We start from the raw sequence: 25,281 nt of genomic DNA, 5'->3' as shown, positions 1-25,281 counted from the left end.
TTGTCCTGTTCGCACGCCGCCTGGCGTGCGGCCCGAGCGTGCGCGCCTTCCGTCCACCGTGTCTGCCTCCCAGGAACGCAGCGGCGCGTCGCCTTCGGCGCGTGCCCGTACCGATCACGATCAGCGAGGTGTCACGTGGCAACCCATCCGTATTGCAAGCGCAAGGCGCTGTGCGCCGCCATTCTGGCCATCACCGGCCTTGCCGCCACCGCCCCGGCGCTGGCCGGCACCGTGCAGGGCGAACTCAAGGAGCGCAGCAGCGGCAAGCCCGCCGCGCACGCCAAGGTCGCCATCGCCGGCACCGCGCTCAGCGCCGTCACCGACGCGCAGGGCCGCTTCGTCATCGCCGACGTGCCGGCCGGGCAATACGCACTGCAACTGGACTATCCCGGTTTCAGCGCCCCGGAAACCACCGTGCAGGTCGCCGACAGCGGCGCCGCCACGGTGTCGATCGCGCTGGACGAGGCCAAGCAGTTGCAGACCATCAGCGTGGCGGCCAACCGCTACGACGCCAGCACGCTGAAGATGAATTCCTCGAACACGGTGGACGTGCTGTCGGCCAACGATCTCGAGCACACCGCCGTGCACAACGTCGCCGAGGCGCTGGGCCTGATCGCCGGCATCAACATCACCTACAGCGGCTCGGGCTACTTCGGCGGCGTCGACGGCGCCGCGCGCGGCGAAGGCATGTTCGCCTCGGTGCGCGGCCTGCCCTCCGAATACAACGTCAACCTGATCGACGGCGTCACCGTCGCCCAGGGCATGCCGTACAGCCGCAGCGTGCAGCTGAGCCTGCTGCCGCCCTCGGGCCTGCAGACCATCGTCGCCAACAAGACCTCCACCGCCGACATGGACGGCGACGCCATCGGCGGCACCCTGGATTTCCGCACGCCCACCGCCTACGACTACAAGGACGCCACCAGCGGCAGCGTCACCGTCAGCGGCCGCGTCGAGAGCCGCGCGCGCGACTACGGCGGCGACGGCCTCGGCGGCGGCCTGGCCGGCGAGTTCCAGCACAAGTTCGGCGACGAGCAGCAGTTCGGCTTCTACGCCAGCGCCTACTACGACTACCGCACCTCGACCAACAGCGAGGTGGCCGCGGCCACCAGCGCGCTCAACGACGGCTCCTGGAAATTCCTGCACGCCAATGCCGACGGCAGCAACGCGGCCGGCTACGCGCCGCAGGACAACCTCACCAGCACCGGCATGAACGTCGGCGTGGTTGCCGGCTGGGAGCGCCGCTACGGCGGCAATGCCGCCTTCGACTGGAACGTGGACGACACCCTGTCGGTGTACGCGCGCGCCACCTACGCCTACGCCAAGACCGACCAGGGCACCACCTTCGTGCAGTTGCTGCCGCAGGACGTCAGCTTCGTGCCGAGCGCCACGCCCGGCGTGTATTCGCCCAACATCAACCGCATCGCCGCGCGCTTCTGGTACGAGACAAACCCGGAAATCGCCGACCTGGCCACCTTCCAGATGGGCGCGCGCAAGACCGCCGGCAACTGGACGCTGTCGCCGAACCTGTTCTACAGCTTCGGCGACAACGACCGCCCCGACCATATCGAGATCGACGGGCGCGAGGACAAGTTCAGCCAGGCCAACTTCGCCTACTCCGGCGGCAGCCTGATGCAATACGGCAGCGGCGCCTTCCCCTACCCGCAGCTGACCCCGGCGCTGCTGGCCCAGGTCAACAACATTCCGTCGCTGTACGCCAGCAGCTACGGCGAATCGACCAAGATCTACTCCGGGCAGAAGAAAGGCGGCGCCAAGTTCGATGCGCGCTACGACTTCGCCGACGGCGCGCTGACCGCGCTGCAGTTCGGCGTGAAGTACAGCAAGAGCAGCCGCCACTACAGCAACCGCGACTGGTGGACCGGCCCGGTGCCCGACACCAGCACCCTGGGCGACCTGGGCATCTTCAACGGCGGCTACGCGGCGATCTTCCCCGGCAAGTACCACTGGGCCACGCCGCGGGTCAGCGAAGGCGCGGTGGCGCGGGTGATCGCCGACCACCTCACCGACGACGATCTGGACACCTGCGGCAGCGCGTTCTACGTCAACAACTGGAACTGCAACACCATGCGCGGCACCGAGGCGGTCAGCGCCGCCTACGCGATGGCGACGTTCTCCTTCGGCAGCCTGGAAGTGGTGCCGGGCGTGCGCTTCGAGCACACCAGCATCCACAACACCTTCTGGACCACGCCCACCGACAGCGACGGCAACCAGCAGGTCGGCTACTTCGCCGCCAACAGCACGCACTACGACCAGCCGCTGCCGAGCGTGTTCCTGACCTGGCGCCCGGACAGCGCCACCACCTACCGCGCCGCGCTGTGGACCAGCTATACGCGGCCGGCGTTCGTGCAGTTGGGCGGCGGCACCCAGATCAACATCTCCAACGGCATCACCACCATCACCCAGGGCAATCCGGACCTGAAGGCGATCACCTCGACCAACCTGGATCTGTCCGGCGAGTGGGCGACCGATCATGGCGGGTTCTTCTCGGTGGCCGGCTTCTACAAGCGCCTGCACCACTACATCTACGATGCCGGTTCCGGCCAGGCCAATTCGGGCACCAGCGGCAGCGGCACAGTGTTCTATCAGATGCCGACCAACGGCGGCGACGGCCGCGTCTATGGCGTGGAAGTCAGCGCGCGGCAGCGCTTCCAGGATCTGCCGGCGCCGTTCGACGGGCTGGGCGTCAGCGCCAATGCCACGCGCCAGCATGCGCACGCGGATCTGGGCATGGTCGGCTTCGAAGACGAGCAGATGCAGTCGGCGCCGAATGCGATGGCCAATCTGGAGTTGTTCTACGAGCGCTCGAAGTTCTCGGTGAACCTGAGCTATCACTTCAGCAGTTCGTATCTGCTGAACTACGACTTCCTGCACCAGAACGCACCGTGGGACGACCTGTGGGCGCGGCCGACGCGGCGGGTGGATCTGCATGCGGGCTATCGGTTCGACAATGGGGTGAATGTGGATCTGTCGATCTCCAATCTCACCAAGGAATACAGTTACTGGGGCCACGTGGGCCGGCACAATCTGGCGGTGTCGGACATCGTGGATGCCGGCATGATGACGCTGTTGACCGTCAAGTACGCGTTCTAGGGCGCCGCGGCGTGCGCACTGGAATGCCATCACGAAGAGGTGCCACGCGCTATGCGGGAGGGACTTCGGTCCCAGCGGGCCTTACCCACTCCGCGTGGATCAGGCCTTTTGTGGGAGGGACTTCAGTCCCGACGGGCGTTACCGGTGCGGCCTGGATCAGGCTGCATCGGGAGCCCACTCGAGCAGCGCGCGCCCCGCTTGTCGCAGGAGCGGCTTCAGCCGCGACAGGCTCTACCGACACAGCCTGGACTATGGCTCTTGTGGGAGGGACTTCAGTCCCGACGGGCCTTACCGCTGCGGCCTGCCTCAGGCTGCATCGGTGGCCCACTCGAGCAATGCGCGCCTTGGCTGTTGTAGGAGCGGCTTCAGCCGCGACAGGCCTTACCGACTTCGACTGCACCACGCTTTTTGTGGGAGGGACTTCAGTCCCGACGGGCTTTACCGGTACTGCTTGGATAGACAAGCAAAAGCAACAGCTTTCGCCTGACGGCGAGTCACTTTTCTTTGCTTGTGCAAAGAAAAGTAACCAAAAGAAGCCGCTTTACAGCAGCCGAATGGCTGATCAAGCACACCCCGCCTTCGCGCCCGCTGCGCGGGTCCGCTCCGCTGACGGGATTTTCGGACGGGGCTTGTCTGCTTCGCAGCCAAGTCCGGGGCAGTCGCCTCACGGCGCCAGCCCGCCCGCCGGGGCGAAGCAGTGCTTCGCCTTTTCCCGGCGAGCCCTGCCCCGGCCGAAAACAGCGCACATCCTTGTGCGCCGCCCCCCTGCGGGGGGTTCTGCCCGCCAGCTCCGCCGCTGCGGAGGGGACCCGGGAAAAGCAAAAGCTGAAGAGCAACAGCAACAGCAATGCTCCGGCTGGAGCCCACAATGAAGCGCCGCGCGTTCTGCCGATTCGGTTTGCTGGCGCCGTTGGGGTTGGCCGCGATGCCGGTGTTGCGCGCAGCTGCACCAAGGCTAGCTCCCATCCCCGATGGCAAACCACACACCTTCGGTTTCGCACAGGGCCGCTTCACGCTGGATGGGCAGCCCTGGCAGATCCGGAGTGGGGAGCTGCATCCGCTGCGGATCGCGAAGGCGGATTGGCTGCATCGCATCCGCATGACCAAGGCGATGGGGCTGAATACCATCGCGCTGTACCTGATGTGGAATGCGCTGGAAACGGCGCCGGGGCAGTTCGATCTGGACAGCGGCGAGCGCGATTTCGTCGGGTTCATCCGGCTGTGCCAGCAGGAGGGGCTATGGGTGTATCTGCGCCCGGGTCCGTATGTGTGCGCGGAGTGGACGCTGGGCGGGTTGCCGCCGTATCTGCTGCGCGAAGCGAACATCCGCCTGCGCGACCGCCACGACGCACGCTACATGGCGGCGGTGGAACGCTACATCGGGGCGATCGCGCCGCGCATCGCGCCGCTGATGGCCAGTGCCGGCGGGCCGGTGCTGATGCTGCAGATCGAGAACGAGTACTCGATGCACGGCAGCGACGTCGGCTATCTGCAGGCGCTGGCCGCGCTGTGGCGTTCGCATGGGGTCGACGGACCGTTCTCGCTGGCCGAAGGGCTCAAGGATCTGCGGCGGCGCCAGGCGATGCTGCCCGGCGCCGCGCTGGGGCTCGATGGTCCCGATCTGCACGATCTGCAGGCGGCCACGGCCTTCGCCGGGCAGGCGCCGGTGTGGGTGTCCGAGGGCTACCCGGGCTGGCTCACGCACTGGGGCGAGCCGCAGTTCGCTCGCCGCGACTACGCGCCGCTGCTGCGCCGCATCGCCGCCGCCGGCTATTCGTTCAATCTGTACGTGGTGCACGGCGGCACCAACTTCGGCCTCAGCGCCGGGGCCAACGCCGAGGACGACGGCTCGCAGTTCCAGCCGGCGCTGACCAGCTACGACTACGGCGCGCCGATCGACGAGGCCGGCCGCGCCACGCCTGCGTATTTCGCCCTGCGCAAGATCATCGCCGCGCAGGAGGACACGCCGGCGCTACCGGTGCCGGCCGCACCGCGCCGCGCGCGCTTCGACGCGGTGCAGGCCACGCCCGTGGCCGCGCTATGGGACAACCTCGGTCCCGCGCTGCAAACCGACACCCCCATCGACAACCAACGCCTGCTCGGCCAGGACCAGGGCCTGGTGCTGTATCGGCGGCGGATTGGGGCGGGCCAGGCGCTGCATCTGGGGCAAGTCCACGACTACGCGGTGGTGCATCTGGACGGCCGCGAGCTGGACCACGTGTCGCGGATGCGGCATCCGCGCCTGCACAGCGCGCTGCAACTGCGCTTGCCGGATGCAGAGCAGGACACGCGCGATCTGGAGGTGCTGGTCGACAGCTTCGGCCACATCAACTTCGGCCCGGCGTTGGGCGATCGCAAGGGGCTGCTCGGTCCGGTGCGGCTCGATGGGCAGGACCTGCACGGTTGGGAGGTGCGCGGGCTGGCGCTGGACGCGGACCCGACCCCGTCGCTGCGCCCGCTGCAGACATCACCGCAACGCCCGGGCCTGTTCTTCGCTACCACGTTCACCCTGGACCAGCCCGGCGACGTGCACCTGGACATGCGCGACTGGCGCAAGGGCTATCTGTGGGTCAACGGGCGCCTGCTCGGGCGCTATTGGGACATCGGCCCGCAGCAATGCCTGTATTGCCCGGGCGCCTGGCTGCGCGCCGGCGCCAACCAGGTGCTGATCCTGGATCTGCATCGCCTGCAGCCGGGCCTGCTGCGCTGCGCCGACGGCCTGGTACCCACACCTGCAACGCAGGCCTCAGCTCCCCTTCCCTCCCCGCAGGATCGCGCATGCACATGACGTCGCTCGCCGCCCCCGTCGCGTCCTCCGCCGCAGACCAGGGCGCGCCGCCGCGCACGCTGGGATTCTGGAGCGCGCTGTCGGCCAACCTGCTCAACATGATCGGGATCGGCCCGTTCATCACCATCCCGCTGGCGCTGTCGGCGCTGGCCGGGCCGGCGGTGCTGCTGGGCTGGGTGGTCGGCGCGCTGCTGTGCCTGTGCGACGGCCTGGTGTGGGCCGAACTGGGCTCGGCGATCCCGCGCTCGGGCGGACCCTACCACTACCTGCGCGAAGCCTACGGCCGCGACCGCGCCGGGCGCCTGTTCGGCTTCCTGTACCTGTGGCAGACGCTGCTGACCGCACCGCTGTCGGTGGCCGCGGCGGCGGTCGGCTGCGCGCAGTACCTGGCCTACCTGATGCCGGGACTGAGCCACACCGCGCTCACCGGCATCGCCATGGCGCTGTGCCTGTTCAACACCGCGCTGCTGTACCGGCAGGTGCGCTCGGTGCAGTTGCTGTCGCTGCTGGTCAGCGCGGTGGTGATCGCCGCCTGCGTGTGGATCGTGCTCAGCGGCGCGCTGCATTTCGACATGGCGCTGGCGCGCGAGTTCCTGCAGGCGCGGCCGGCCTCGCCGCACGGCTTCTGGCTGGGCTTCGGCGCGGTGGCGCTGATCGCGGTATACGACTACGGCGGCTACAACAACGTGTGCATGCTCGGCGGCGAGATCCGCAAGCCGCGCCGCACGATTCCGCGTGCGGTGCTGTGGTCGATCCCGATCGTGGCAGTGCTGTACCTGGGCTTGAACGTGACCCTGCTCGGCGTGCTGCCGTGGCAGCAGGCCGCGCAGTCAAAGGCCGTGGTGGCCGACTTCATGCAGGCCATCTATGGCCCGGTGGGCAGCACCGTCGCGGTGGCGCTGATCGTGCTCGCCAGTTGGGGCTCGGCGCTGGTGGTGCTGCTGGGCTATTCGCGGGTGCCGTATGCCGCGGCCGCGTCCGGCCAGTTCTTCGGCGTGTTCGCGCGGCTGCATCCGCGCGGGCGTTTTCCCACCGTGTCGCTGCTGTTCGTCGGCATCACTTCGGCGCTGGCCTGTCCGCTGTCGCTGGACGACCTGATCGCCACGCTGATGATCATCCAGATCCTGTTCCAGTTCCTGGCGCAATGCCTGGCGGTGGTGCTGCTGCGGCGGCAGCCGCGACGCCGCGCCCGCTTCGCCATGCCGCTGTATCCGTGGCCGCTGCTGATCAGCGTCGGCGGCTGGCTGGCGTTGCTGGCCACCAGCCCGCTGCCGCGGCTGCTGGCGGCGGTGCTGGCGCTGTGCGCAGGCACCGCGCTCTATCTCATCCAGGCCAAACGCGAGGCAGCATGGCCCTTCCATCAATGAAAACGCATGACGTCGCGGTGGTCGGCGAGGTCTATCTCGACCACATCTTCAGCGGCTTCACCGCCTGGCCCGGGCCGGGCGAGGAAGCGATGGCGCGGCACTACCACCGCGATCTCGGCGGCGGCACCGTCAACACCGCCTGCGGGCTGGCGCGGCTGGGCCGCAAGGTCACGCTGATCGGCGCGATCGGCGCCGGCGACCGCGCCTGGTTCGCGCAGCGCCTGGGCGCCTTCGGCGTCGGCACCGAGGGCCTGGTCGACCACCCCGCCGGCACCGGCGTCACCGCCAGCGTGTCGCTGCACGACGACCGCTCGTTCTTCACCTACCCCGGCGCCAATGCCGCGCTGGAGCCGCTGCTGCGCAGCGCGGCCGCGCTGGAGGCCATGTGCGCCGCGCGCCACGTGCACTTCGCCCTGCCGTTGCCGGCAACGCTGGCGCGCACGTTGCTGCCGGCGTTGCGCGCGGCCGGCTGCAGTACCTCGCTGGACGTCGGCTTCAACCCAGCCTGGCTGGCCGATCCGGACAACCACGCCACCTGCCGCGCGGTCGATCATTTCCTGCCCAACCAGAAGGAAGCGGCCCTGGCCGGCTGCGCCGGCGACGACGCCGCGTCCTGTGCCGCCTGGGCGCAGGCGCTGGGCCTGGCGCAGGTGACGATCAAGCTCGGCGGCGCCGGCGCCTGCGTGGTGGATGCCACCGGCGCGTGGCGGGTCGCCGCGCCCACGGTCGCCGTGCAGGACACCACCGGCGCCGGCGACGCCTTCGATGCCGGCTTCATCGATGCGCTGCTCGACCACGCCGCCCTCGATGCCTGCGCGCAGCGCGGCTGCCTGTGCGGCGCCGCCTGCTGCACCGCGCTCGGCGCGCTCGACGGCCTTCCCGATCCCCCACGTCTCAGGAGTCTCCATGAGCAGTTCCTTTCCCAACCGTAAACTCGCCCTGATCGGTGGTGGCGGCGTGCGCGCGCCGCTGGTGGTGTACGGCGTCAACGATGCCGCCGAAGCGCTCGGCGCGCGCGAGATCGTGCTCTACGATCCGGACCAGGATCGGCTGGCGTTGATGGTCGCGCTGGGCCGCGCGGTGGTCGCCGAGTTCGGTGGCGACCTGCAGGTCAACGCCGCCAGTTCGGCGGAAGCGGCGATCGACGGCGCGCACTTTGTGCTCAACAGCATCCGCATCGGCGGCATCCATCAGCGCGCCACCGACGAGCACACCATCATCCGCCACGGCTACGCCGGGCAGGAGACCACCGGCCCCGGCGGCGTCGCCAAGGCGCTGCGCACGGTGCCGGTGGCGATCGAGCAGGCGCGGATGGTGGAGCGGCTCAGTCCCGATGCCTGGCTGGTCAGCTTCACCAACCCGGCCGGGCTGATCACCCAGGCCATCAGCCGCCACACCCGCGCGCGCGTGGTCGGCATCTGCGACACGCCGGTGGAGCTGTTCCACAACATCGCCCGTGCGCTCGGCGAGCCGCCCGCGGACGTGGACTGCGAATACGTCGGCCTCAACCACCTGGGCTGGATCCGCGCGGTGCGCGTGCGCGGCGAGGACGTGCTCGACCGCATCCTGGCCGACGATGCGATCCTGCGCCAGCTGTACCTGGCGCCGCTGTTCGACTTCGACATGCTGCGCACGCTGCGGCTGATCCCCACCGAGTACCTTTACTTCTACTACGAGCGTAGTCGCGCCCTGGAGAACCAGCGCGCCAGCGGCGCCAGCCGCGGCAGTGAGATCGAACGGCTCAACCACACCCTGATCGCCGACCTGCGCAGCCGCCTCAACGCCGGCGACGGCAGCGGCGCGGTGCAGACCTACGCCGCCTACCTGCAGCAGCGCTCCGGCTCGTACATGCGGCTGGAGGCCGAAGCCGGCTCGGCCTTCGCCGACGACCTCGCGCCGCAGCCGGACCCGTTCCGCGCCAGCACCGGCTACCACCGCATCGCCGTGGACGTGATGAGCGCGCTGACCGGCGCGCTGCCGGGGCGGCACGTGGTCAACGTGCGCAACCAGGGCTGCATGCCGGAACTGGCCGACGACGACATCGTCGAGATCTCCTCCACCATCGAGCGCGACCGCATCACCCCACTGCCGGCACGGCCGATGCCCGAGGCGATCCAGGGCCTGGTGCGCACGGTCAAGGCCTACGAACACGCCGCCATCGACGCCGCGCTCAGCGGCAGCCACCTGGAGGCCTGCAAGGCGATGCTGATCCACCCGGCCATCGGCGAGTGGAGCCCATCGCGGCGGCTGCTGGAGGCCTTGTTCGGCCATGCCGGCAACGGCGACGACGACGGCGACTGCGTGTGCTCGGGACCGATGCACTGGCATGGCGCGCACCACCACCACTGAGCCGGCAGCGTGTGCGGTCGCAGGATGCATCGGACGGCCACACGTTGTAAGGTCGTCGCAAATTGGTCCGTTATAGGTACCATCAACCTGCCCTCCCGGCCGCGGCCGGCGCCTCTTGGTGCCGGCCGCGCGCGGGGAGCGTTCGTCGATTCCACGGAGCGTTCCAGGCCATGCCCACCCGCCGCGACATCCTCCACTTCCTCGGCGCCAGCGCCGGCGCCGCGCTGTTGAGCGGGACCTTGCCAGCCGCCGCGGCGGCCTCAGCGTCCTCCGCGCTGCCCAGCAAGCGGCCCCCACCGGGCAAGCGCCGCTTCGTCAGCGCCGCGGTCGAGCGCCAGTTGCGCACGGTCAAGGCCGGCATCGCCGATCCGCGCCTGGCCTGGCTGTTCGAGAACTGCTACCCCAACACCCTCGACACCACGGTCGAAACCGGCACCCGCAACGGCAAGCCGGACACCTTCGTCATCACCGGCGACATCGAGGCGATGTGGCTGCGCGATTCCTCCGCGCAGGTGCATCCCTACGTGCCGCTGGCCAGGCGCGACCCGGCGCTGCGGCGCATGTACCACGGGCTGATCCAGCGCCAGGCCGCCTGCATCCGCCTGGACCCCTACGCCAACGCGTTCCTGCCCGACGGCACCAGCCAGCGCCTGAAGTGGTCGGTGGCCGACATCACCGAGATGAAGCCCGGCGTCGGCGAGCGCAAATGGGAAGTGGATTCGCTGTGCTACCCGATCCGCCTGGCGCACGAGTACTGGCGTGCCAGCGGCGACGCCGCACCGTTCGACGACGACTGGCGCGAGGCCATGCACGTGGTGGTGCGCACCTTTCGCGAACAGCAGCGCCTGCACGGCCGCGGCCCGTACAGTTTCCAGCGACCCTCGCCGCTGGCCACCGAAACCCTGGTGCTGGACGGCTACGGGCAGCCGACCCGGCCCAACGGCATGATCCACTCGATGTTCCGCCCGTCCGACGACGCCTGCCTGTACCCGCTGTTCGTCCCCGCCAACCTGTTCGCGGTGACCTCGCTGCGGCAACTGGCGACGATGAGCGAGGCGCTGCACCACGACACCGCCTTCGCCGGCGAATGCCGCGCCCTGGCCGACCAAGTCGAGACCGCCACCCGTCAGTTCGGGCAGATGCGCGACGCCGACGGCCAGCCGTTCTGGGCGTACGAGGTCGACGGCTACGGCAACCAGTTGTTCATCGACGACGCCAACGCCCCCGGCCTGCTGAGCCTGGCCTACCTGGGCTGCTGCGATCGCCGCGATCCGCTGTTCCTGCGCACGCGGCAACTGGCCTGGAGCGAGCGCAACCCGTACTTCTATCGCGGCCGCGCCGCCGAGGGCGTGGGCAGCCCGCACAGCGGCCTGGGCACGATCTGGCCGATGTCGCTGATGCAGTACGCCCTGGCCAGCGACGACGACGCGCAGATCCGCCAGTGCCTGCAGTGGCTCAAGACCACCGATGCCGGCAGCGGCTTCATGCACGAAGCCTTCGACAAGGACAACCCGAGCACCTTCACCCGCCCCTGGTTCGCCTGGGCCAACACCTTGTTCGGCGAGCTGATCATCGACCTGCATCAGCGCAAGCCGCACCTGCTCTCGTAGGAGCGGCTTCAGCCGCGACCGGGCGTTCTCGGTAACGCCCCATCGCGGCTGAAGCCGCTCCTACAAAAAAACCGAACCCCCACCGCACCGCCGCACACCCCCGAGGACAGCACCATGGCCACACGACGCGGTTTCCTGCAGGGCGCCATCGCCCTGGCCCTGTTCGGCAGCAGCGGCATCGCGCGCCTGGCGCAGGCACGCGCCGGCAGCTACGCGCTGCCGGCCGACGCGCGCGCCAAGGCCGAGCTTACCCGCAACGTCGACGTGTTCATCGGCACCGGCGGCCACGGCCACACCTTCCCCGGCGCCACGCTGCCGTTCGGCATGGTGCAGCTGAGCCCGGACACCTCCAATGCCGACTGGGACGCCTGCTCCGGCTATCACGCCGACAACGGCTCGATCATGGGCTTCTCGCACACCCACCTGTCCGGCACCGGCGTCGGCGACATGCTCGATTTCCTGGTGGTGCCGGCCGTGGGCGAGGTGAAACTGCAGCCCGGCCCGCTCGACGACCCCGACGCCGGCTACCGCTCGCGCTTCGACCACGCCGACGAGGCCGCCTCGCCCGGCTACTACCGCGTGCGCCTGAAGGACAGCGGCGTGCATGCCGAGCTCACCGCCACCGCGCGCGCCGGCCTGCACCGCTACCACTTCCCCAAGGGCAAGCCCGCGCACCTGCTGCTGGACCTGTGTCACGGCATGCAGGACAAGCCCGACATCCCCACCCGCGTCGAGGACGCCAGCCTGCGTCTGCTCGACGCGCAGACCGTCACCGGCGGCCGCCGCGTCTACCAGTGGGCCAAGGGCCGCTACATCTACTTCGCCATGCGCCTGTCGCGGCCGTTCGCCAGCGCGCAGCTGTATGCCGACGACCAGCCGCTGGCCGCGGGCGCGCGCAGCGCCGACGGCAACCGCTTGAAACTGGCCCTGCACTACCCCGACGCCGCGCAGGCGCCGCTGCTGGTCAAGGTCGGCATTTCCGCGGTCAGCGCCGAGAACGCCCTGGCCAACCTCGACGCGGAACTGCCCGACTTCGACTTCGCCCGCGTGCATGCCGCCGCCGTGGCCGAATGGGAAAAGGAACTGGGGCGCGTGCGCATCGACAGCGACGACGAGGCGCAGCGCCGCATCTTCTACACCGCGCTGTACCACAGCCTGATCGCGCCGACCCTGTTCAGCGACACCGACGGCCGCTACCGCGGCATGGACCTGCAGGTGCACCAGGCGCCGGCCGGCTACCACAACTACAGCACCTACTCGCTGTGGGACACCTACCGCGCCCTGCATCCCTTGCTGACCCTGGTGCAGCCAGAACGCGTGCCCGACCTGGTGCAGTGCCTGGTGCGCGGCGCCCACGAATCCCCGCAAGGCGTCGCCATCTGGCCGCTGCAGGGAGTGGAGACCGACTGCATGATCGGCTACCACTCCGCCGTGGTGCTGGCCGAGGCGCATGCCAAGGGCTTCACCGGCATCGACTGGAAAGCCGCCTACCCAGCCTGGCGCAAGCGTGCGATGGACGACGACGTGCACGGCCTGGCGCTGTACCGGAAGATGGGCTACATCCCCTGCGACAAGGTCGACGAATCGGTCAGCCGCACCCTGGAATTCGCCTACGACGACTGGGCGGTGGCGCACCTGGCGCAGGCGGTCGGCGCCGACGACGACGCCAAGCACCTGCGCGAACGCTCGCGCCAGTACCGCAACGTGTTCAACCGCGAAAGCCGCTTCGTGCAGCCGCGGTTGAGCGACGGCCAGTGGGCCACCCCGTTCGATCCGCGCGCGATGGGCCACAGCGCGCAGTGGCGCGACTTCACCGAGTCCAACGCCTGGCAGGCCACCTTCCTCAACCAGCACGACCTGTACGGCTACATGGACCTGTTCGGCGGCCGCGACCACTTCGTCGCCAAGCTCGACGAACTGTTCACCACCAGCTCCGAACTGCCGGCGGACGCGCCGCCGGACATCGACGGCATGGTCGGCCAGTACGCGCACGGCAACGAACCCAGCCACCACGTCGCCTACCTCTACGCCTACGCCGGGCAGCCGTACAAGACCCAGGCGATGGTGCGGCGGCTGCTGCGCGAGCAGTACCACGACGCGCGCAACGGCCTGTCCGGCAACGAGGACTGCGGGCAGATGAGCGCCTGGTTCGTGCTCAGCGCACTGGGCCTGTACGCGGTGGACCCGGTCAGCGCCAACTACGTGCTGGGCAGCCCGCTGTTCAAGCGCGCCGAACTCGACGTGGGCAACGGCCGCACCCTGCGCATCGTCGCCCACGGCAACAGCCCGGCCAACGTCTACATCCAGAGCGCCCGCTGGAACGGCAAGCCGTATACCCGCAGCTGGCTGCGCCACGCCGACCTCGCCGCCGGCGGCACGCTGGAGCTGGAGATGGGTCCCAAACCCAATACGGCGTTCGGCGCGGGCAAGGACGATCTGCCGCCATCCTTTAGCTGATCCTCGCGTCTCGTAGGAGCGGCTTCAGCCGCGACCGGGCCTTCCCCGCAACCCCCGGTCGCGGCTGAAGCCGCTCCTACAGGTAAAGCCCGAACTCGCTCCCGGAAGAAACCCCCACATGCTGCGTCGCTCCCTGTCCGCCCTTGCCCTGTCGCTCCTGCTGTCGCTCCCGGCAGCCGCGCAGCCGACACACGCCACCGCCTGGCCCGCCTTCGCCACCCAGGGCGATCACTTCATCCGCGACGGCAAGCCGTACCAGGTCATTTCCGGCGCCATCCACTTCCAGCGCATCCCGCGCGCTTATTGGAAAGATCGCCTGCAGAAAGCGCGCGCGATGGGCCTGAACACGGTGGAGACCTACGTGTTCTGGAACCTGGTGGAACCGCGGCCGGGCCAGTTCGACTTCAGCGGCAACAACGACATCGCCGCCTTCGTCGACGAAGCCGCCGCGCAAGGCCTCAACGTGATCCTGCGCCCCGGCCCGTACGTGTGCGCCGAGTGGGAAGCCGGCGGCTATCCCGCCTGGCTGTTCGCCGAACCCGGCATGCGCGTGCGCAGCCAGGACCCGCGCTTCCTCGCCGCCAGCCAGGCCTACCTCGACGCCCTCGCCGCCCAGGTCAAGCCGCGGCTCAACGGCAACGGCGGCCCGATCGTCGCCGTGCAGGTGGAGAACGAATACGGCTCCTACGGCGACGACCACGCCTACATGCGCCGCAACCGCGCCATGTTCGTCCAGGCCGGCTTCGACAAGGCGTTGCTGTTCACCGCCGACGGCCCCGACGTGCTCGCTAACGGCACCCTGGCCGACACCCTGGCCGTGGTGAACTTCGCCCCCGGCGACGCCAAGAACGCCTTCCAGACCCTGGCCAAGTTCCGCCCCGGGCAACCGCAGATGGTCGGCGAATACTGGGCCGGCTGGTTCGACCAATGGGGCGAGAAGCACGCGGCCACCGATGCCGTCAAGCAGGCCAGCGAATTCGAATGGATCCTGCGCCAGGGCCACTCCGCCAACCTCTACATGTTCGTCGGCGGCACCAGTTTCGGCTTCATGAATGGCGCCAACTTTCAGAAGAACCCCAGCGACCACTACGCCCCGCAGACCACCAGCTACGACTACGACGCCGTGCTCGACGAAGCCGGCCGCCCCACCCCCAAGTTCACCCTGTTCCGCGACGCCATCCAGCGCGTCACCGGCACCACCCCACCAGCCCTGCCCGCACCGATCCGCTTCACCGAACTGCCGGCCACGCCGCTGCGCGAATCCGCCTCGCTCTGGGACAACCTGCCCGCCCCGGCCGCCACCACCGACACCCCGCAGCCGATGGAGCGCTACGGCCAGGCCTACGGCTACATCCTCTACCGCACCACCGTCACCGGCCCGCGCAAGGGCAGCCTGTACCTGGGCGACGTGCGCGACTACGCCCGCGTCTACGTCGACCGGAAGCTGGCAGGCAGCGCCGAGCGCCGCCTGCAGCAAGTGGCGGTGGACGTGGACATCCCCGCCGGCGCCCACACCCTCGACGTGCTGGTGGAGAACACCGGCCGCATCAACTACGGCGCCCACCTCCCCGACGGCCACGCCGGCCTGGTCGACCCCGTGCTGCTCGACGGCAAGCCCCTCACCGGCTGGCAGACCTTCCCCCTGCCGATGGACGACTCGAGCAATCTCACCGGCTGGACCACCGCCAAGGTCGACGGCCCCGCCTTCCACCGCGGCACGCTGAAGATCGGCACGCCTGCCGATACGTTCCTGGACATGCAGGCCTTCGGCAAAGGTTTCGCCTGGGCCAACGGCCATAACCTGGGAAGGCACTGGGATATCGGGCCGCAGCGGGCGCTGTATTTTCCGGCGCCTTGGCAGCGGAAGGGCGAGAACAGTGTGATTGTGTTTGATTTGGATGCTGTGGCGGAGGCGAGTGTGCGTGGGGTTAAGGGGCAGGTTTGGAGTGCGCCCGCGGATTGAGTTGTCTGAATAAAGCGACGCCCGATAACTATGGACGGAGCGGCGCCAAACAACTTGTCTACAAATTAAGGCCGCTGGCGGTTCCGCCTAGCGGCCTTCAACTTGTGACACACATCAACAAGTGGTAGCGTTGGCCTAGTGCGGGGATGCGCTGGGGAATGGCGTGGGGTTAGACGCAGGGATTATGCGACAACGACAATGGCGAAAGATTGAGTTTCGGATGCGTGCCACTCCGAAAGGCAGTGACATGGCCGCGCTACATACCTGTTTTACACACCATTTTGTCGCCGAATAGTGGTTAAACTGCTCATGAAGGCCCCAGAACCTGGACCAGACTTTGACGCAGTGGCGCGCCTGCAGTCTGAGCTACGGGGAGAATCACCTCGAGGGATCGTGCTTGTGTCAAGCGCGCTGCTGGAGGAAGCTCTGAGTGAGCTAATGCTTGGCTTTCTCTTACCGAATCCTTCGTCATCAGACTCGCTTTTTGATGGCCCAACATCTCCTTTCGGCTCCTTCAGTTCGAAGATTGACGGTAGCTTTAGGCTCGGACTCATCAGCCATCAGTTCTGTCGTGACTTGCATTTGATTCGCAAGATTCGCAATGACGTCGCGCACCGACCTAAAGGCTTTACGTTTGAAGAGCCGAGCGCTAAGGCACGCGTCCTCGCTTTGACTCAGTCACACGGAATTTTCTCCCGCAGTCCAAAATGGCTCGAGAAGCGCGGCGAGCCGTCACTACAAGAGCAATTCCTGGAGGCAGCGACTTGGATGATATTCTTTCTCGCCGCTGAGCGCGCCAGAGTGAAGGGCATCCAGCCTCGCGGCCTGGAGTTCGGATACAAGGCGTCAATAGATCATGATTCTGGGCTGCCGCCTGGAGCAACCTAACCATTCGTTCAAGCAGACGCCGCTTCGCGGCGCGGCTTAATTTAAGCGTTAGACAAGGGGAACTATATCTTGGCCGCATATAGAAAAGCGCTGATCTCATTCATCGACATACTTGGATTTAGGCAAATCGTTGGCTCCCGCAATTGTGATGAAATCAGTACCGCATTGAAAACCATGAGGCAGTTCTCGGAAGGAGATGACTCCGGCGAAGAGTTCAACGCAAGAGTCATTCAGTTCTCAGATTCGATAATAAGAATACGCCCACTGGATTCGAAGACGAATGAAGATGGAGGCTACGGGACACTTTTTCATGAGCTCCTTGATATTGGAATGATGCAAGGCGAACTTGCCAACAACAACATCTACATTCGCGGCGGCGTCACCATTGGCGATATCTCATACGAGAGTGGCAACATCTTCGGCCCAGGCTTCATCAGAGCGTATGATTTGGAATCAAAGATCGCAAATTATCCCAGAATAGTTGTAGATCGAAAAATCTTCGACGCAATGAAGATAGACAAAAGACTATACTCCTCTCACAATGATCTTGATGATGAGATTGGCTATATTGCTAGAGAGCTAAAGAGGGGTAGCGATGGAATTCACTTCATTGATTACCTTCGAGTAACGCTTAACAATATAGACGACCCCCACATAGGCGGCCACTTTTTTCTGAAGCAGCATAAGACGAACATCCTTGGCAACATAAAGTCCACCTCGGAACTAGATGGAGAGACTGGCAAGTACCTGTGGGCAGCCATGTACCACAACCAGTTTTTAGACAGTGAAATCGAGAGAAATGAGGACACTCTCGAGTTGTGGATCACAGAAGAAGAGCTACCACTTCTTGAGACGGTGCTGGACCGTCGTGTCTAAACATTCATTCAAGCCGAAGCCGCTTCGCGGCTCGGTTAGTTCAGGCGTTAGGTGCCATGGACCCACTCAGCACAGCCACAGCTTTCGCCACAATTGTCGGCCTTATCGGAAATTTCTCAGCTGAGAGACGCAACGCTGCGTCCGCCAACTACGAGGAATTCATGGAGTGGCTAATCAAGAACAATCACCAAGAGTTGGTGGCGCTAATCACACGAAGCAACACGACGGCTACTAGCATCAAGACACTTCTGAACGAAGGTCGAGAAGAGTTGATCGCTCGCCTCCAGAGCTTAGATGCGTCACTCGCGCAGCTTGCAACTGGGTTCAACGGCTTCAGAGACATTGCACTCGCAGTCTACCCAGGTGCTGAGCTATCAGATCAAGCACTGTCGCTTATCGAGCAATTTGTAGATTCCGGCGCAAGTAAGGTCTTAACCTCTCGTTACATTGACGGAGAGCTTGTGCTCCACATCCTCGAAGGTGGCAGCGGTAATCTGGCATATTCGGACCCACGATTTATCGAGGACGACCTCAATACTTTGCTTGAGTTCGAGCTACTTCGCCTAGACCATAACGGGCGTGGGGATCGGATCTACATCATTACACGCAACGCTGTCAGGTTTGTTCAGGGTTACCGTGCTGGAACCTAACAATTTATTCAAGCCCACGCGCTTCGCAGCGCGACTTAATTCAAGCGCTAGGCCGTATGAAAAAAGCTCCGCTCGCTATAAGGCCAATTTCCAACGCAAAGCGCGCCATCGTCGAGTGCTTGGTAGTGCTCCACCAGTGGATGATGTCTAAATGCTGTCTTCCGCAATGCTGACCAACCTCCAAGTCGTTGGCCGCTATAACTACGACTTCGCCTTGGTGGATTTTGCACATGTGCCAAGGGCGAGATCGCCGAGCTTGTGGCCGATGCAATCGCCGAAACGCCCTCAGGCGAAAGTGAGCGTGCTCGTATGGGAGTATGGCAGTCAATTCAGCGGCTTAGAGATCGTTAGCTGCCCCGCCCGGCCCGTCAAGCATGGGATCGGGTAGCCGATCAACCAGCGAACTAGCACCGACGCCGCTTCGCGGTGCGGCTTACTCAGATTTTAGGCGGCACAGGAGGCCGTATGGAAACCGTTAATCTCGGCGACGAGCTCAACCGAATTATGAGGACTGCTTGCCACTCCCTCTTTGTGCAAGGTGAACTGGCACAGCTAACCCACCTTGCACTGGCTTACGCAGCAAACTCCGTTAGCGATAATTCGTCTACCGAAGTCGAGATCTCCTATCCAATAGGGTACAACGCTGACCGAACAGTAGTGCCGTTCGCACGCACATACTCTAAGCAGGAGCTTCTTGAGCGGTACAACTTCCTGACCTATACGCAGCTCGGAATAAATGGCGTAATGCAGCTAGTCACTATTATGGAGTCAATGCTCGGCGACGTATTGCGTGCCGTGGTGGTGCGATACCCGCAAAAGCTCGGGGCAAAGCGGACTATTCTTGTTCAAGCGGTCCTCGAAGCATCTTCACTCCAAGAGGTACACTTGAAAGCCACAGACGCACTCGCTAATGAGTTGTCCTACAAATCACCAGTCGAGTTCGCCGAGGCAGTAGATGGCCTTATTGGCGTCAATCTTCTAGCGTCTCCAGCATTTCACAAGTACGTGGAAGTGAAGGCCACAAGGGACATCCACGTACACAATCGCGGCATCGCAAACGACATCTACGTCAGGAAGGCTTCGTCGCATGCCCGAGTCAAGCCGGGTGCGTATCTCCCCGTTGATACTCAGTATTTCTTGGAGGCGTACGAAGCCTGTTTGCAGGTTACCGACTGGCTAGAGAACGAACTTCATCAGCATTGGCATAGTGCAGAGCTCGAAAGCAGGCGTAGCCCACAACTCGCGTTCCCAGAGGTACAGGCGGGCGAAGGTGCCGCCTAAACAACTCGTGCGGGAACGACGTCCGGGAACGGGGTCAGGTTGACTTCCTAAATGAAACGCAAGGTCCAAGCCAATAATCGGTGCTTCGCAGGCATACGCCTGCGTGCCACCCGCGTAAAGGATCCAACTCATTTGATAAGTCAACCTGAACCCGTTATTCGCTCACATTGCCCACGTGAGGCATCCAAATCGACTGATAAGTGCACCTGACCCCGCTAGTGATTTTTGCCTAAAATAATGGACAGAAGACCATCATGCAAAAAGATCACCACATTTCCATAGACGCGTCAATTTTGGTTATGGGCCAAGGTAATTTCGTAAGATCCGTCGCAATCCCTCTATCTGAGCAGATGGAGGAGGCAGCAAGGTATTTTCCTCCATCTGACATTGACGACCATTTCGAAATAAAACCTCACTCAAACCTTCAAGCTTTTGTCACTGACCTTGGCGGCGTGGCAACAGTAGCTGTATTCATTAGCGGATGGGCAGCCGAAAAATTGCTTGACGAAGTTTATCAATCAATAATAAGACCGCGCGCCAAGAAGGCCATTAAAGAATTTCTTGATAAATCAAAAAGCGAAAAATATTATTCTACCGCAATTTCTGCAAAGAACAAATTCGACAAAAAGTACAATACTTGTTATATCTATTGGTCGCGACATAGAAGAGATTGAGTCCTGCAATGACCTTGTTACTGATGCCTTTAAAATGGGAATTGATCAGATCAGAAATCATCCAGATGGGACAGTCCGCTCTTACGTGATCGAAAATGGACAAATCCACTTTGGCGGACATTACAGGTCACGTGTGGACGCAATAAATGCACTAGCCAAACACATGTCGCCCGTCGGCCCAATTAAGGCAATTGGAAACAGATATAAAACGGAAGGCTAATGCCATTAATTACCCCGCAGTCGCATTCATAGCCGGCCACGAGCACACCTAGAACCTCACGCCTCATTGCAAGTTGCAATGGCATAGAAACGGGGTCAGTTTCACTACAAAGCGCATCTTCGCGCCACAGTCCATACCAGTTGACACCCCCCAAAACCAGTAGCACCATTCCTCCCAAGGAGCGTAGAAACTCCTCAGAGAGCGGCACCCACCTCCGTCAAACCGGTGGGTTTTTTGTGCCTGTTCGCAGGCACACTCCGACGCGCTGTCTGCGTCGGGAGGGCGGTGAATACAACACCCTTCGGGGAAATAAGCCCGCCGGCTCTCTGCGGTTTCTAACCTCCCGACATCCCGTCGCCATTCGGCGCGGGTTCCTGTCTGCCAAGGAGGCTGTGCCATGCGTCAACCGTCACCCCACCCCGCCGCTCCCTGCAAGCGAAAGTCGCACAAGCATCGCCACTGCCCGCAGTGGACGATCGTCGAGTCGTCGCCCATCCCCATGCTGACGCCCGAACAGGTCGCCGCCGCCAACGCCGCCGATCTTGCCCGCGCCTCGCGCGCGCCCGCCGCCCACGCCCGCCACAGCAGTGCACCGTCGGCTGCGGCCACTCCGCCAATGGCAAGCGCACGCCCGCGCTGCGCCTGGGCGGCCGCTGGATGGAAGAACTGGGCTTCACCATCGGCAGCACCCTGCGCGTGCAGGTACGCGACGGCGAACTGGTGGTGAGCGTGGCCAGAGAAACGGGGTCAGATTGACTTCCCGAGTAGAGCTGACCAGTTACAAGATCCAAGCGAAGACAAGGTACTTAATAAGTATTAGGCCCGCATACAGCCCCGCAAAACATCCACTCAACGGAACCTGACCCCGTTAGTCCAGGGCTGAGATCTCGCTCTGGTCTAGCTGAACGGCTTATCTGGTAGACAAATGTCGCCAGATGTTGTGGCTGGTTAGGGATGGGAATAGCGTGTTGGTGTAAGCGCCTATCCGCCATGGAAGATCACCATGAACCTCGCAAAGAACCTGCTGAAAGTCGTATTCGCGGCTCAGCTTCTCGTTGCCCCGCTTTTCGCCGGCGCTGCCCCCTCGTCGCCATTCATCATCACGACCACGGCAACCTATGCCGACAAGTCTCCTGAGCAGCAGGCGGTTGTGGCTTGGCTTCGGCAGCATGCTCAGTATGTAAACGGGCATCTGATCGGGGAGTTCGATAAGCTGCAGGACGTTACCGTCACATATACCCGTACAACGGACGGTCGTGTACGCCCGCAGTCGCCTGGGGATGGCCCGCCGGGCCCGCTACCACCCGGACAGCCCGGAGACACGTATTCGGTCTCGAACTGCAGTGGTGGCGTCTCCCAGTCGTGGAGCTACAAGTTCGTTTCTGGCTCGAACGGAGGCACTTGGGTGTTGGTCGACTACAAGTACGCTAGGAAAGCCTGCGGCTCCGAAGGGGCTTGAGCTAAGCGTAGGTCGACATCTGCGGCAAGTATCTGCGAACAAGAAAAACGGGCCTAAAGGCCCGTTTTCTTTGCTGAAATTTTAGCCTGGATGGGCAACCTGTCAGCCCAGACCATCGGCACTACCTCCGTGGCTGCCTACCAATGAAGCGGCCGGTCGCCGTTCGAATTGCTCCAACAGCTGCCGCGGTCGGTATAACAGCACCGATCGCTCGGGCATCTCCGTCAGATCGACAAGCACAGCTTCCCGAAATGCTTCCCCGCCGACTGATGCGCAAACGCATCGGCGATGTCTGCCAGCGCGAAGGTCTGGTCGACCACCGGTTTGATGCCGGTTGCGTCGAGGGCGCGGACCATGTCGCGCTGGTGGCTGCGGCTGCCGACGATCAGGCCCTGCAGGGTCTGGTGGCGTTGCATCAGCGCCACCGTCGGCACCTGGCCGGCAATGCCGGTCAGCACGCCGATCAGGGCGATGTGGCCGCCGATGCGGCAGGCCTGGATGGATTGCCCCAGGGTGTCGGGGCCGCCCACTTCGATCACCACGTCGACGCCGCGGCCGTTGGTGTAGTCGAGCACCTTGGCCGCCCAGTCGGTATCGCGGCGGTAGTTGATGGTGAAATCGGCGCCCAGCGCCTGCGCACGCGTGAGCTTCTCGTCGGAGGACGAGGTGGCGATCACGCTGGCGCCCATGTGCTTGGCGAACTGCAGCGCGAAGATCGACACGCCACCGGTGCCGAGCACCAGCACGGTGTCGCCGGCCTTCAGGTGCGCGTCCACCACCAGTGCGCGCCATGCGGTGAGCCCCGCGGTCGTCAACGTCGCCGCCTCGGCGTGGCTGTAGCCGCGCGGTGCGTGCGTGAACCAGTGCGCAGGACGAACGACGTATTCGCGTGCATAGCCGTCGACGCCATCGCCGGGCACGGTGGCGAAATCGGCGATGGTCGGGCCGCCATCCAGCCAGGTCGGGAAGAAGGTCGAGACGACGGCGTCGCCCACGGCGAACTCGTCCACGCCCTCGCCCACCGCCTCGACCACGCCGGCGCCGTCGGACATCGGGATGCGGCCGTCGGCGCTGGGCATGCGCCCGGTCACCACGCCCAGGTCGTGGAAGTTGAGCGAGCTGGCATGCACGCGCACGCGGAGTTCGCCGGCGCCCGGCTGGCCGGGATCGGGCAGATCGACGAGGCGGAGGTTCTCGAGGCCAGCGGGCTGGCGCAGGGTGATGGCTTTCATGAGCACGACATCCTTAGCGGAAAGGTGGCGAGGAGGCAGCGCTGCAGCAGTTGCAGCGCGACCGCGTTGCAGGCATTGTCGGGATGCACTTCCTGCATCGCAAGAACGTACAATTTTCGCAGGTACTATCAATTTTGTAGGTACAACGACCATGCGTCTGAAACGTCTGGATGGCAAGAGCGGCTGCGCGGTCGAGGTCACGCTTTCGGTGATCGGCGGGGTCTGGAAGCCGGTGATCCTGTTCCACCTGCTCTCCGGCAAGAAGCGCTTCATGGAACTGACGCGCCTGGTTCCCAATGCCACGCAGCGCATGCTGACCCTGCAGTTGCGCGAACTCGAGGAGGACGGCGTCATCGTGCGGCACGTCTACCCGCAGGTGCCGCCCAAGGTCGAATATGCGCTGACGCCGCTCGGCGCATCCCTCGCGCCGGTGCTGATCAGCCTGCGCGAATGGGGCGAGTCGTATCGCAGCAGCGAACTGTCGCGCGCGCCGGCCGACGCGCCGGAATGCGTGGCTGGTGTCGCGACGGCTACTTGATTAAGGCAAGAAAAGCGGCCCGCGCATCACGAGGCGACGTCAGCGTGGCAGGAAGCACGCCGTGGCGTCGCGGAACTTCGATGGTCGAGAGCGACACCGCTGTAGATGCAAGGTCCGACGACGCTAGTGAGCCTTCAATCGCGAAGGGACGCCTACTTGCAGGCATCAACGCTTATGCGCTGCGATCAACAAGGTCTTCCGATTACCCGACCTTGGAAGGCGTCGGGACTGAAGTCCCTCCCACAGTGGGCTTGACCAATGCACCGCAAGTCTGAGGAACGGCTCCCCCCGCGACGCGCGTTAGCGGGATTGCCCGTTGCGGCTGACGCCGCTCCCACAGCATTCTCGAATAGCGTGCCTACCGAATGCGCCAAGCTCTTGTCGAGGGACGTCATCGCCTGTACCGGCGCTTCGCCAATGCCCTTGGCGTTGGACAGGGTGACGGCGTCGGTGACCTGGTTATTGACTGCAGTGGATAGGCCCTAGAACGGTCCACAGCAGGAAGGAGACTGCATCGCTACCGCCGTCTTGCGACGGCGTTCGCGTGCATGGCTTACGGCTGCTTGAACGCGTTGAGCACGGTCAGCAGGCTGGTGAGGTTGTCGGACACGCCGGTCTGCGCGACCTTCTCGGTGGCGCCGGCGGCGGCGGTCGAGTCGAGGCTGTAGATCTGCATGACGCCCTGGTTGGCCACGGCCTGCGCCAAGGTGTTCTGTTGCTGCTGCGCGGAGACCGCGTTCCCGAACAGGATACCCGTCGAGTGCGCCATGCTCTGGTAAATCGACGCCATCGCCAAGGCCGGTGCCTCACCGACGACCTTCACGTTGGACTGGGTGACCGCATCGGTGATCTGGTCGTTGACCGCAGTGGGAAATGCCATGTAGTCGCTCCTGGGTTGGGGGTACGGCTCACGCCGTACGATCTCTGAAAACGGGGCAGTGCAAAAACTGTGGAACCATGTGCGGCGTTTGACTCGCCAACCTCGTCGCGATATGGACGCGACGAAGGAACATCGGCCACGATGCGCCGCGACAGCAGCCGATGCGTATTGCTACCGCTGCGGGGTGTATCCCCTGGCGGCATCCGCTGCCAAGCAATGCGATCCACCAACACGGCAGACGAACGAGCTACTGTCCGCGACGTGGCGCCAGGCTGGATCGCTGATGGCACGCAGCCATGTGCATCGCGCGCCGTGGCGCAAGGCCTTGGCGCACGCCGCAAAGCACACCATGCCTGTGAAAACACACACAGGCTCAGGCAGCGGGAGGCGGCGATGGCGCTCCCGGCTCCGCGGCCGGCGCATCCGCGATGAGCCCCTGCGCACGCGCCGCCTCGACCACCGCCTGCATCTGCTGGGCCAGGGTCGCGAACTCGCGATCGAAGCAGGCGCGCACTTCGGCCTGCGCGAGTTTGGCCAGGCGATCGGCGATCTGCGCCATCACCAGGTGGCTGCTGCCGCCCTCGCCGCTCTGCGGCGGACGCAATTGGCCCGGTCGTAACTGGTCTAGCGAATTGGCCGACTGGACCGCCTTGAGCACCGCCGCTTCGCTGGCCGCGGTGGCACCGTCCAGCGCGTCCCTGCTGTTCTGCATCGTCTGCTGCATCTGCTGGATCAAGCCTTTCACGCGCTCGCGCTCGGCATCGATCAGCGACGGCGACGCACCGGCCGTTTCGGCGGCAGGCGCTACCGGGGGTGCGGACGATTCTGACGCGAAGCGCCGCAGTTGCTCCTCCTCGAGAGGGAGTAGCGGGCGACCCAACCAGCTCTCGGTGAGCTGGCGCAGCGTAGCGAAATCGGATGTTTGGTTGGCTTGCATGGTG

Annotated in this window: 19 protein-coding genes and 1 pseudogene; 16 read left to right on the top strand and 4 right to left on the bottom strand. The window is 64.8% G+C overall.

Translation table 11 applies throughout. The features are described 5' to 3' along the window. Positions 1 to 135: 135 nt before the first annotated feature. The 15 genes from FHR56_RS15550 (at position 136) to FHR56_RS15480 (ending at position 21,690) form a co-directional block, all read left to right on the top strand. Complete coding sequence (locus FHR56_RS15550) at positions 136 to 3,108, top strand: TonB-dependent receptor (protein WP_160946466.1); 2,973 nt, start codon at positions 136 to 138, stop codon at positions 3,106 to 3,108. Positions 3,109 to 3,976: 868 nt separating this feature from the next. Continuing rightward, positions 3,977 to 5,896: a beta-galactosidase gene (locus FHR56_RS15545; protein WP_160946467.1), complete on the top strand. Its 1,920-nt coding sequence runs from the start codon at positions 3,977 to 3,979 to the stop codon at positions 5,894 to 5,896. Then, on the top strand, positions 5,893 to 7,263 hold the full coding sequence (locus FHR56_RS15540) for an APC family permease (RefSeq protein ID WP_160946468.1): 1,371 nt from the start codon (positions 5,893 to 5,895) through the stop codon (positions 7,261 to 7,263). Before FHR56_RS15545 ends, FHR56_RS15540 begins: the two co-directional genes overlap by 4 nt. After that, positions 7,260 to 8,195, top strand: coding sequence for a carbohydrate kinase family protein (locus tag FHR56_RS15535; protein WP_160946469.1), 936 nt, complete (start codon positions 7,260 to 7,262; stop codon positions 8,193 to 8,195). The genes FHR56_RS15540 and FHR56_RS15535 overlap by 4 nt, the downstream gene beginning before the upstream one ends. Beyond that, complete coding sequence (locus FHR56_RS15530; protein WP_160946470.1) at positions 8,170 to 9,612, top strand: 6-phospho-beta-glucosidase; 1,443 nt, start codon at positions 8,170 to 8,172, stop codon at positions 9,610 to 9,612. The genes FHR56_RS15535 and FHR56_RS15530 overlap by 26 nt, the downstream gene beginning before the upstream one ends. 170 nt (positions 9,613 to 9,782) lie before the next feature. Next, positions 9,783 to 11,222, top strand: a complete 1,440-nt coding sequence (locus tag FHR56_RS15525) for a glycoside hydrolase family 125 protein (RefSeq protein WP_160946471.1) — start codon at positions 9,783 to 9,785, stop codon at positions 11,220 to 11,222. 114 nt (positions 11,223 to 11,336) lie between these two features. Beyond that, a complete protein-coding gene (locus FHR56_RS15520; protein WP_160946472.1) occupies positions 11,337 to 13,679 on the top strand; it encodes a GH92 family glycosyl hydrolase in 2,343 nt (780 codons plus the stop codon). A 118-nt stretch (positions 13,680 to 13,797) separates the two neighbouring features. Further along, positions 13,798 to 15,642: a beta-galactosidase family protein gene (locus FHR56_RS15515; RefSeq protein ID WP_160946473.1), complete on the top strand. Its 1,845-nt coding sequence runs from the start codon at positions 13,798 to 13,800 to the stop codon at positions 15,640 to 15,642. Between the two features lie 399 nt (positions 15,643 to 16,041). After that, the gene (locus FHR56_RS15510) at positions 16,042 to 16,530 is read left to right on the top strand and encodes a hypothetical protein (protein WP_160946474.1); all 489 of its coding nucleotides are present in this window, start codon (positions 16,042 to 16,044) and stop codon (positions 16,528 to 16,530) included. 69 nt (positions 16,531 to 16,599) lie between these two features. Next, positions 16,600 to 17,406 carry a hypothetical protein gene (locus FHR56_RS15505; RefSeq protein ID WP_160946475.1) on the top strand — a complete coding sequence of 269 codons (807 nt, stop codon included), beginning with the start codon at positions 16,600 to 16,602 and terminating at the stop codon, positions 17,404 to 17,406. Positions 17,407 to 17,462: 56 nt separating this feature from the next. Further along, complete coding sequence (locus tag FHR56_RS15500) at positions 17,463 to 18,056, top strand: hypothetical protein (RefSeq protein ID WP_160946476.1); 594 nt, start codon at positions 17,463 to 17,465, stop codon at positions 18,054 to 18,056. A gap of 465 nt (positions 18,057 to 18,521) precedes the next feature. Next, positions 18,522 to 19,337: a hypothetical protein gene (locus FHR56_RS15495; RefSeq protein WP_160946477.1), complete on the top strand. Its 816-nt coding sequence runs from the start codon at positions 18,522 to 18,524 to the stop codon at positions 19,335 to 19,337. 254 nt (positions 19,338 to 19,591) lie between these two features. Then, positions 19,592 to 20,011, top strand: coding sequence for a hypothetical protein (locus FHR56_RS15490; protein ID WP_160946478.1), 420 nt, complete (start codon positions 19,592 to 19,594; stop codon positions 20,009 to 20,011). A 688-nt stretch (positions 20,012 to 20,699) separates the two neighbouring features. After that, positions 20,700 to 20,987, top strand: a complete 288-nt coding sequence (locus FHR56_RS15485) for a SymE family type I addiction module toxin (protein WP_343160746.1) — start codon at positions 20,700 to 20,702, stop codon at positions 20,985 to 20,987. A gap of 247 nt (positions 20,988 to 21,234) precedes the next feature. Next, positions 21,235 to 21,690, top strand: coding sequence for a hypothetical protein (locus FHR56_RS15480; RefSeq protein ID WP_160946479.1), 456 nt, complete (start codon positions 21,235 to 21,237; stop codon positions 21,688 to 21,690). A 224-nt stretch (positions 21,691 to 21,914) separates the two neighbouring features. On the opposite strand, the gene FHR56_RS15475 is transcribed toward FHR56_RS15480, so the two are convergent. Further along, on the bottom strand, positions 21,915 to 22,922 hold the full coding sequence (locus FHR56_RS15475; RefSeq protein ID WP_160946480.1) for an NAD(P)-dependent alcohol dehydrogenase: 1,008 nt from the start codon (positions 22,920 to 22,922) through the stop codon (positions 21,915 to 21,917). Between the two features lie 151 nt (positions 22,923 to 23,073). On the opposite strand from FHR56_RS15475, the gene FHR56_RS15470 reads away from it, so the two are divergent. Beyond that, complete coding sequence (locus FHR56_RS15470; protein WP_019797807.1) at positions 23,074 to 23,460, top strand: helix-turn-helix domain-containing protein; 387 nt, start codon at positions 23,074 to 23,076, stop codon at positions 23,458 to 23,460. 329 nt (positions 23,461 to 23,789) lie between these two features. On the opposite strand, the pseudogene FHR56_RS20680 reads toward FHR56_RS15470, so the two are convergent. The 3 genes and pseudogenes from FHR56_RS20680 to FHR56_RS15455 form a co-directional block, all read right to left on the bottom strand. Then, positions 23,790 to 23,933: pseudogene (locus FHR56_RS20680) on the bottom strand (RebB family R body protein); the annotation flags it as partial. Between the two features lie 80 nt (positions 23,934 to 24,013). Further along, positions 24,014 to 24,340, bottom strand: coding sequence for a RebB family R body protein (locus FHR56_RS15460; RefSeq protein ID WP_160946481.1), 327 nt, complete (start codon positions 24,338 to 24,340; stop codon positions 24,014 to 24,016). A 373-nt stretch (positions 24,341 to 24,713) separates the two neighbouring features. Next, on the bottom strand, positions 24,714 to 25,277 hold the full coding sequence (locus tag FHR56_RS15455) for a hypothetical protein (RefSeq protein ID WP_160946482.1): 564 nt from the start codon (positions 25,275 to 25,277) through the stop codon (positions 24,714 to 24,716). Between the last annotated feature and the right edge of the window lie 4 nt (positions 25,278 to 25,281).

The sequence above is a fragment of the Xanthomonas sp. F10 genome (assembly GCF_014206815.1).
GTDB classification, from domain to species: Bacteria; Pseudomonadota; Gammaproteobacteria; order Xanthomonadales; family Xanthomonadaceae; genus Xanthomonas_A; species Xanthomonas_A indica.
This window is presented reverse-complemented; position numbering and strand designations above follow the sequence as displayed.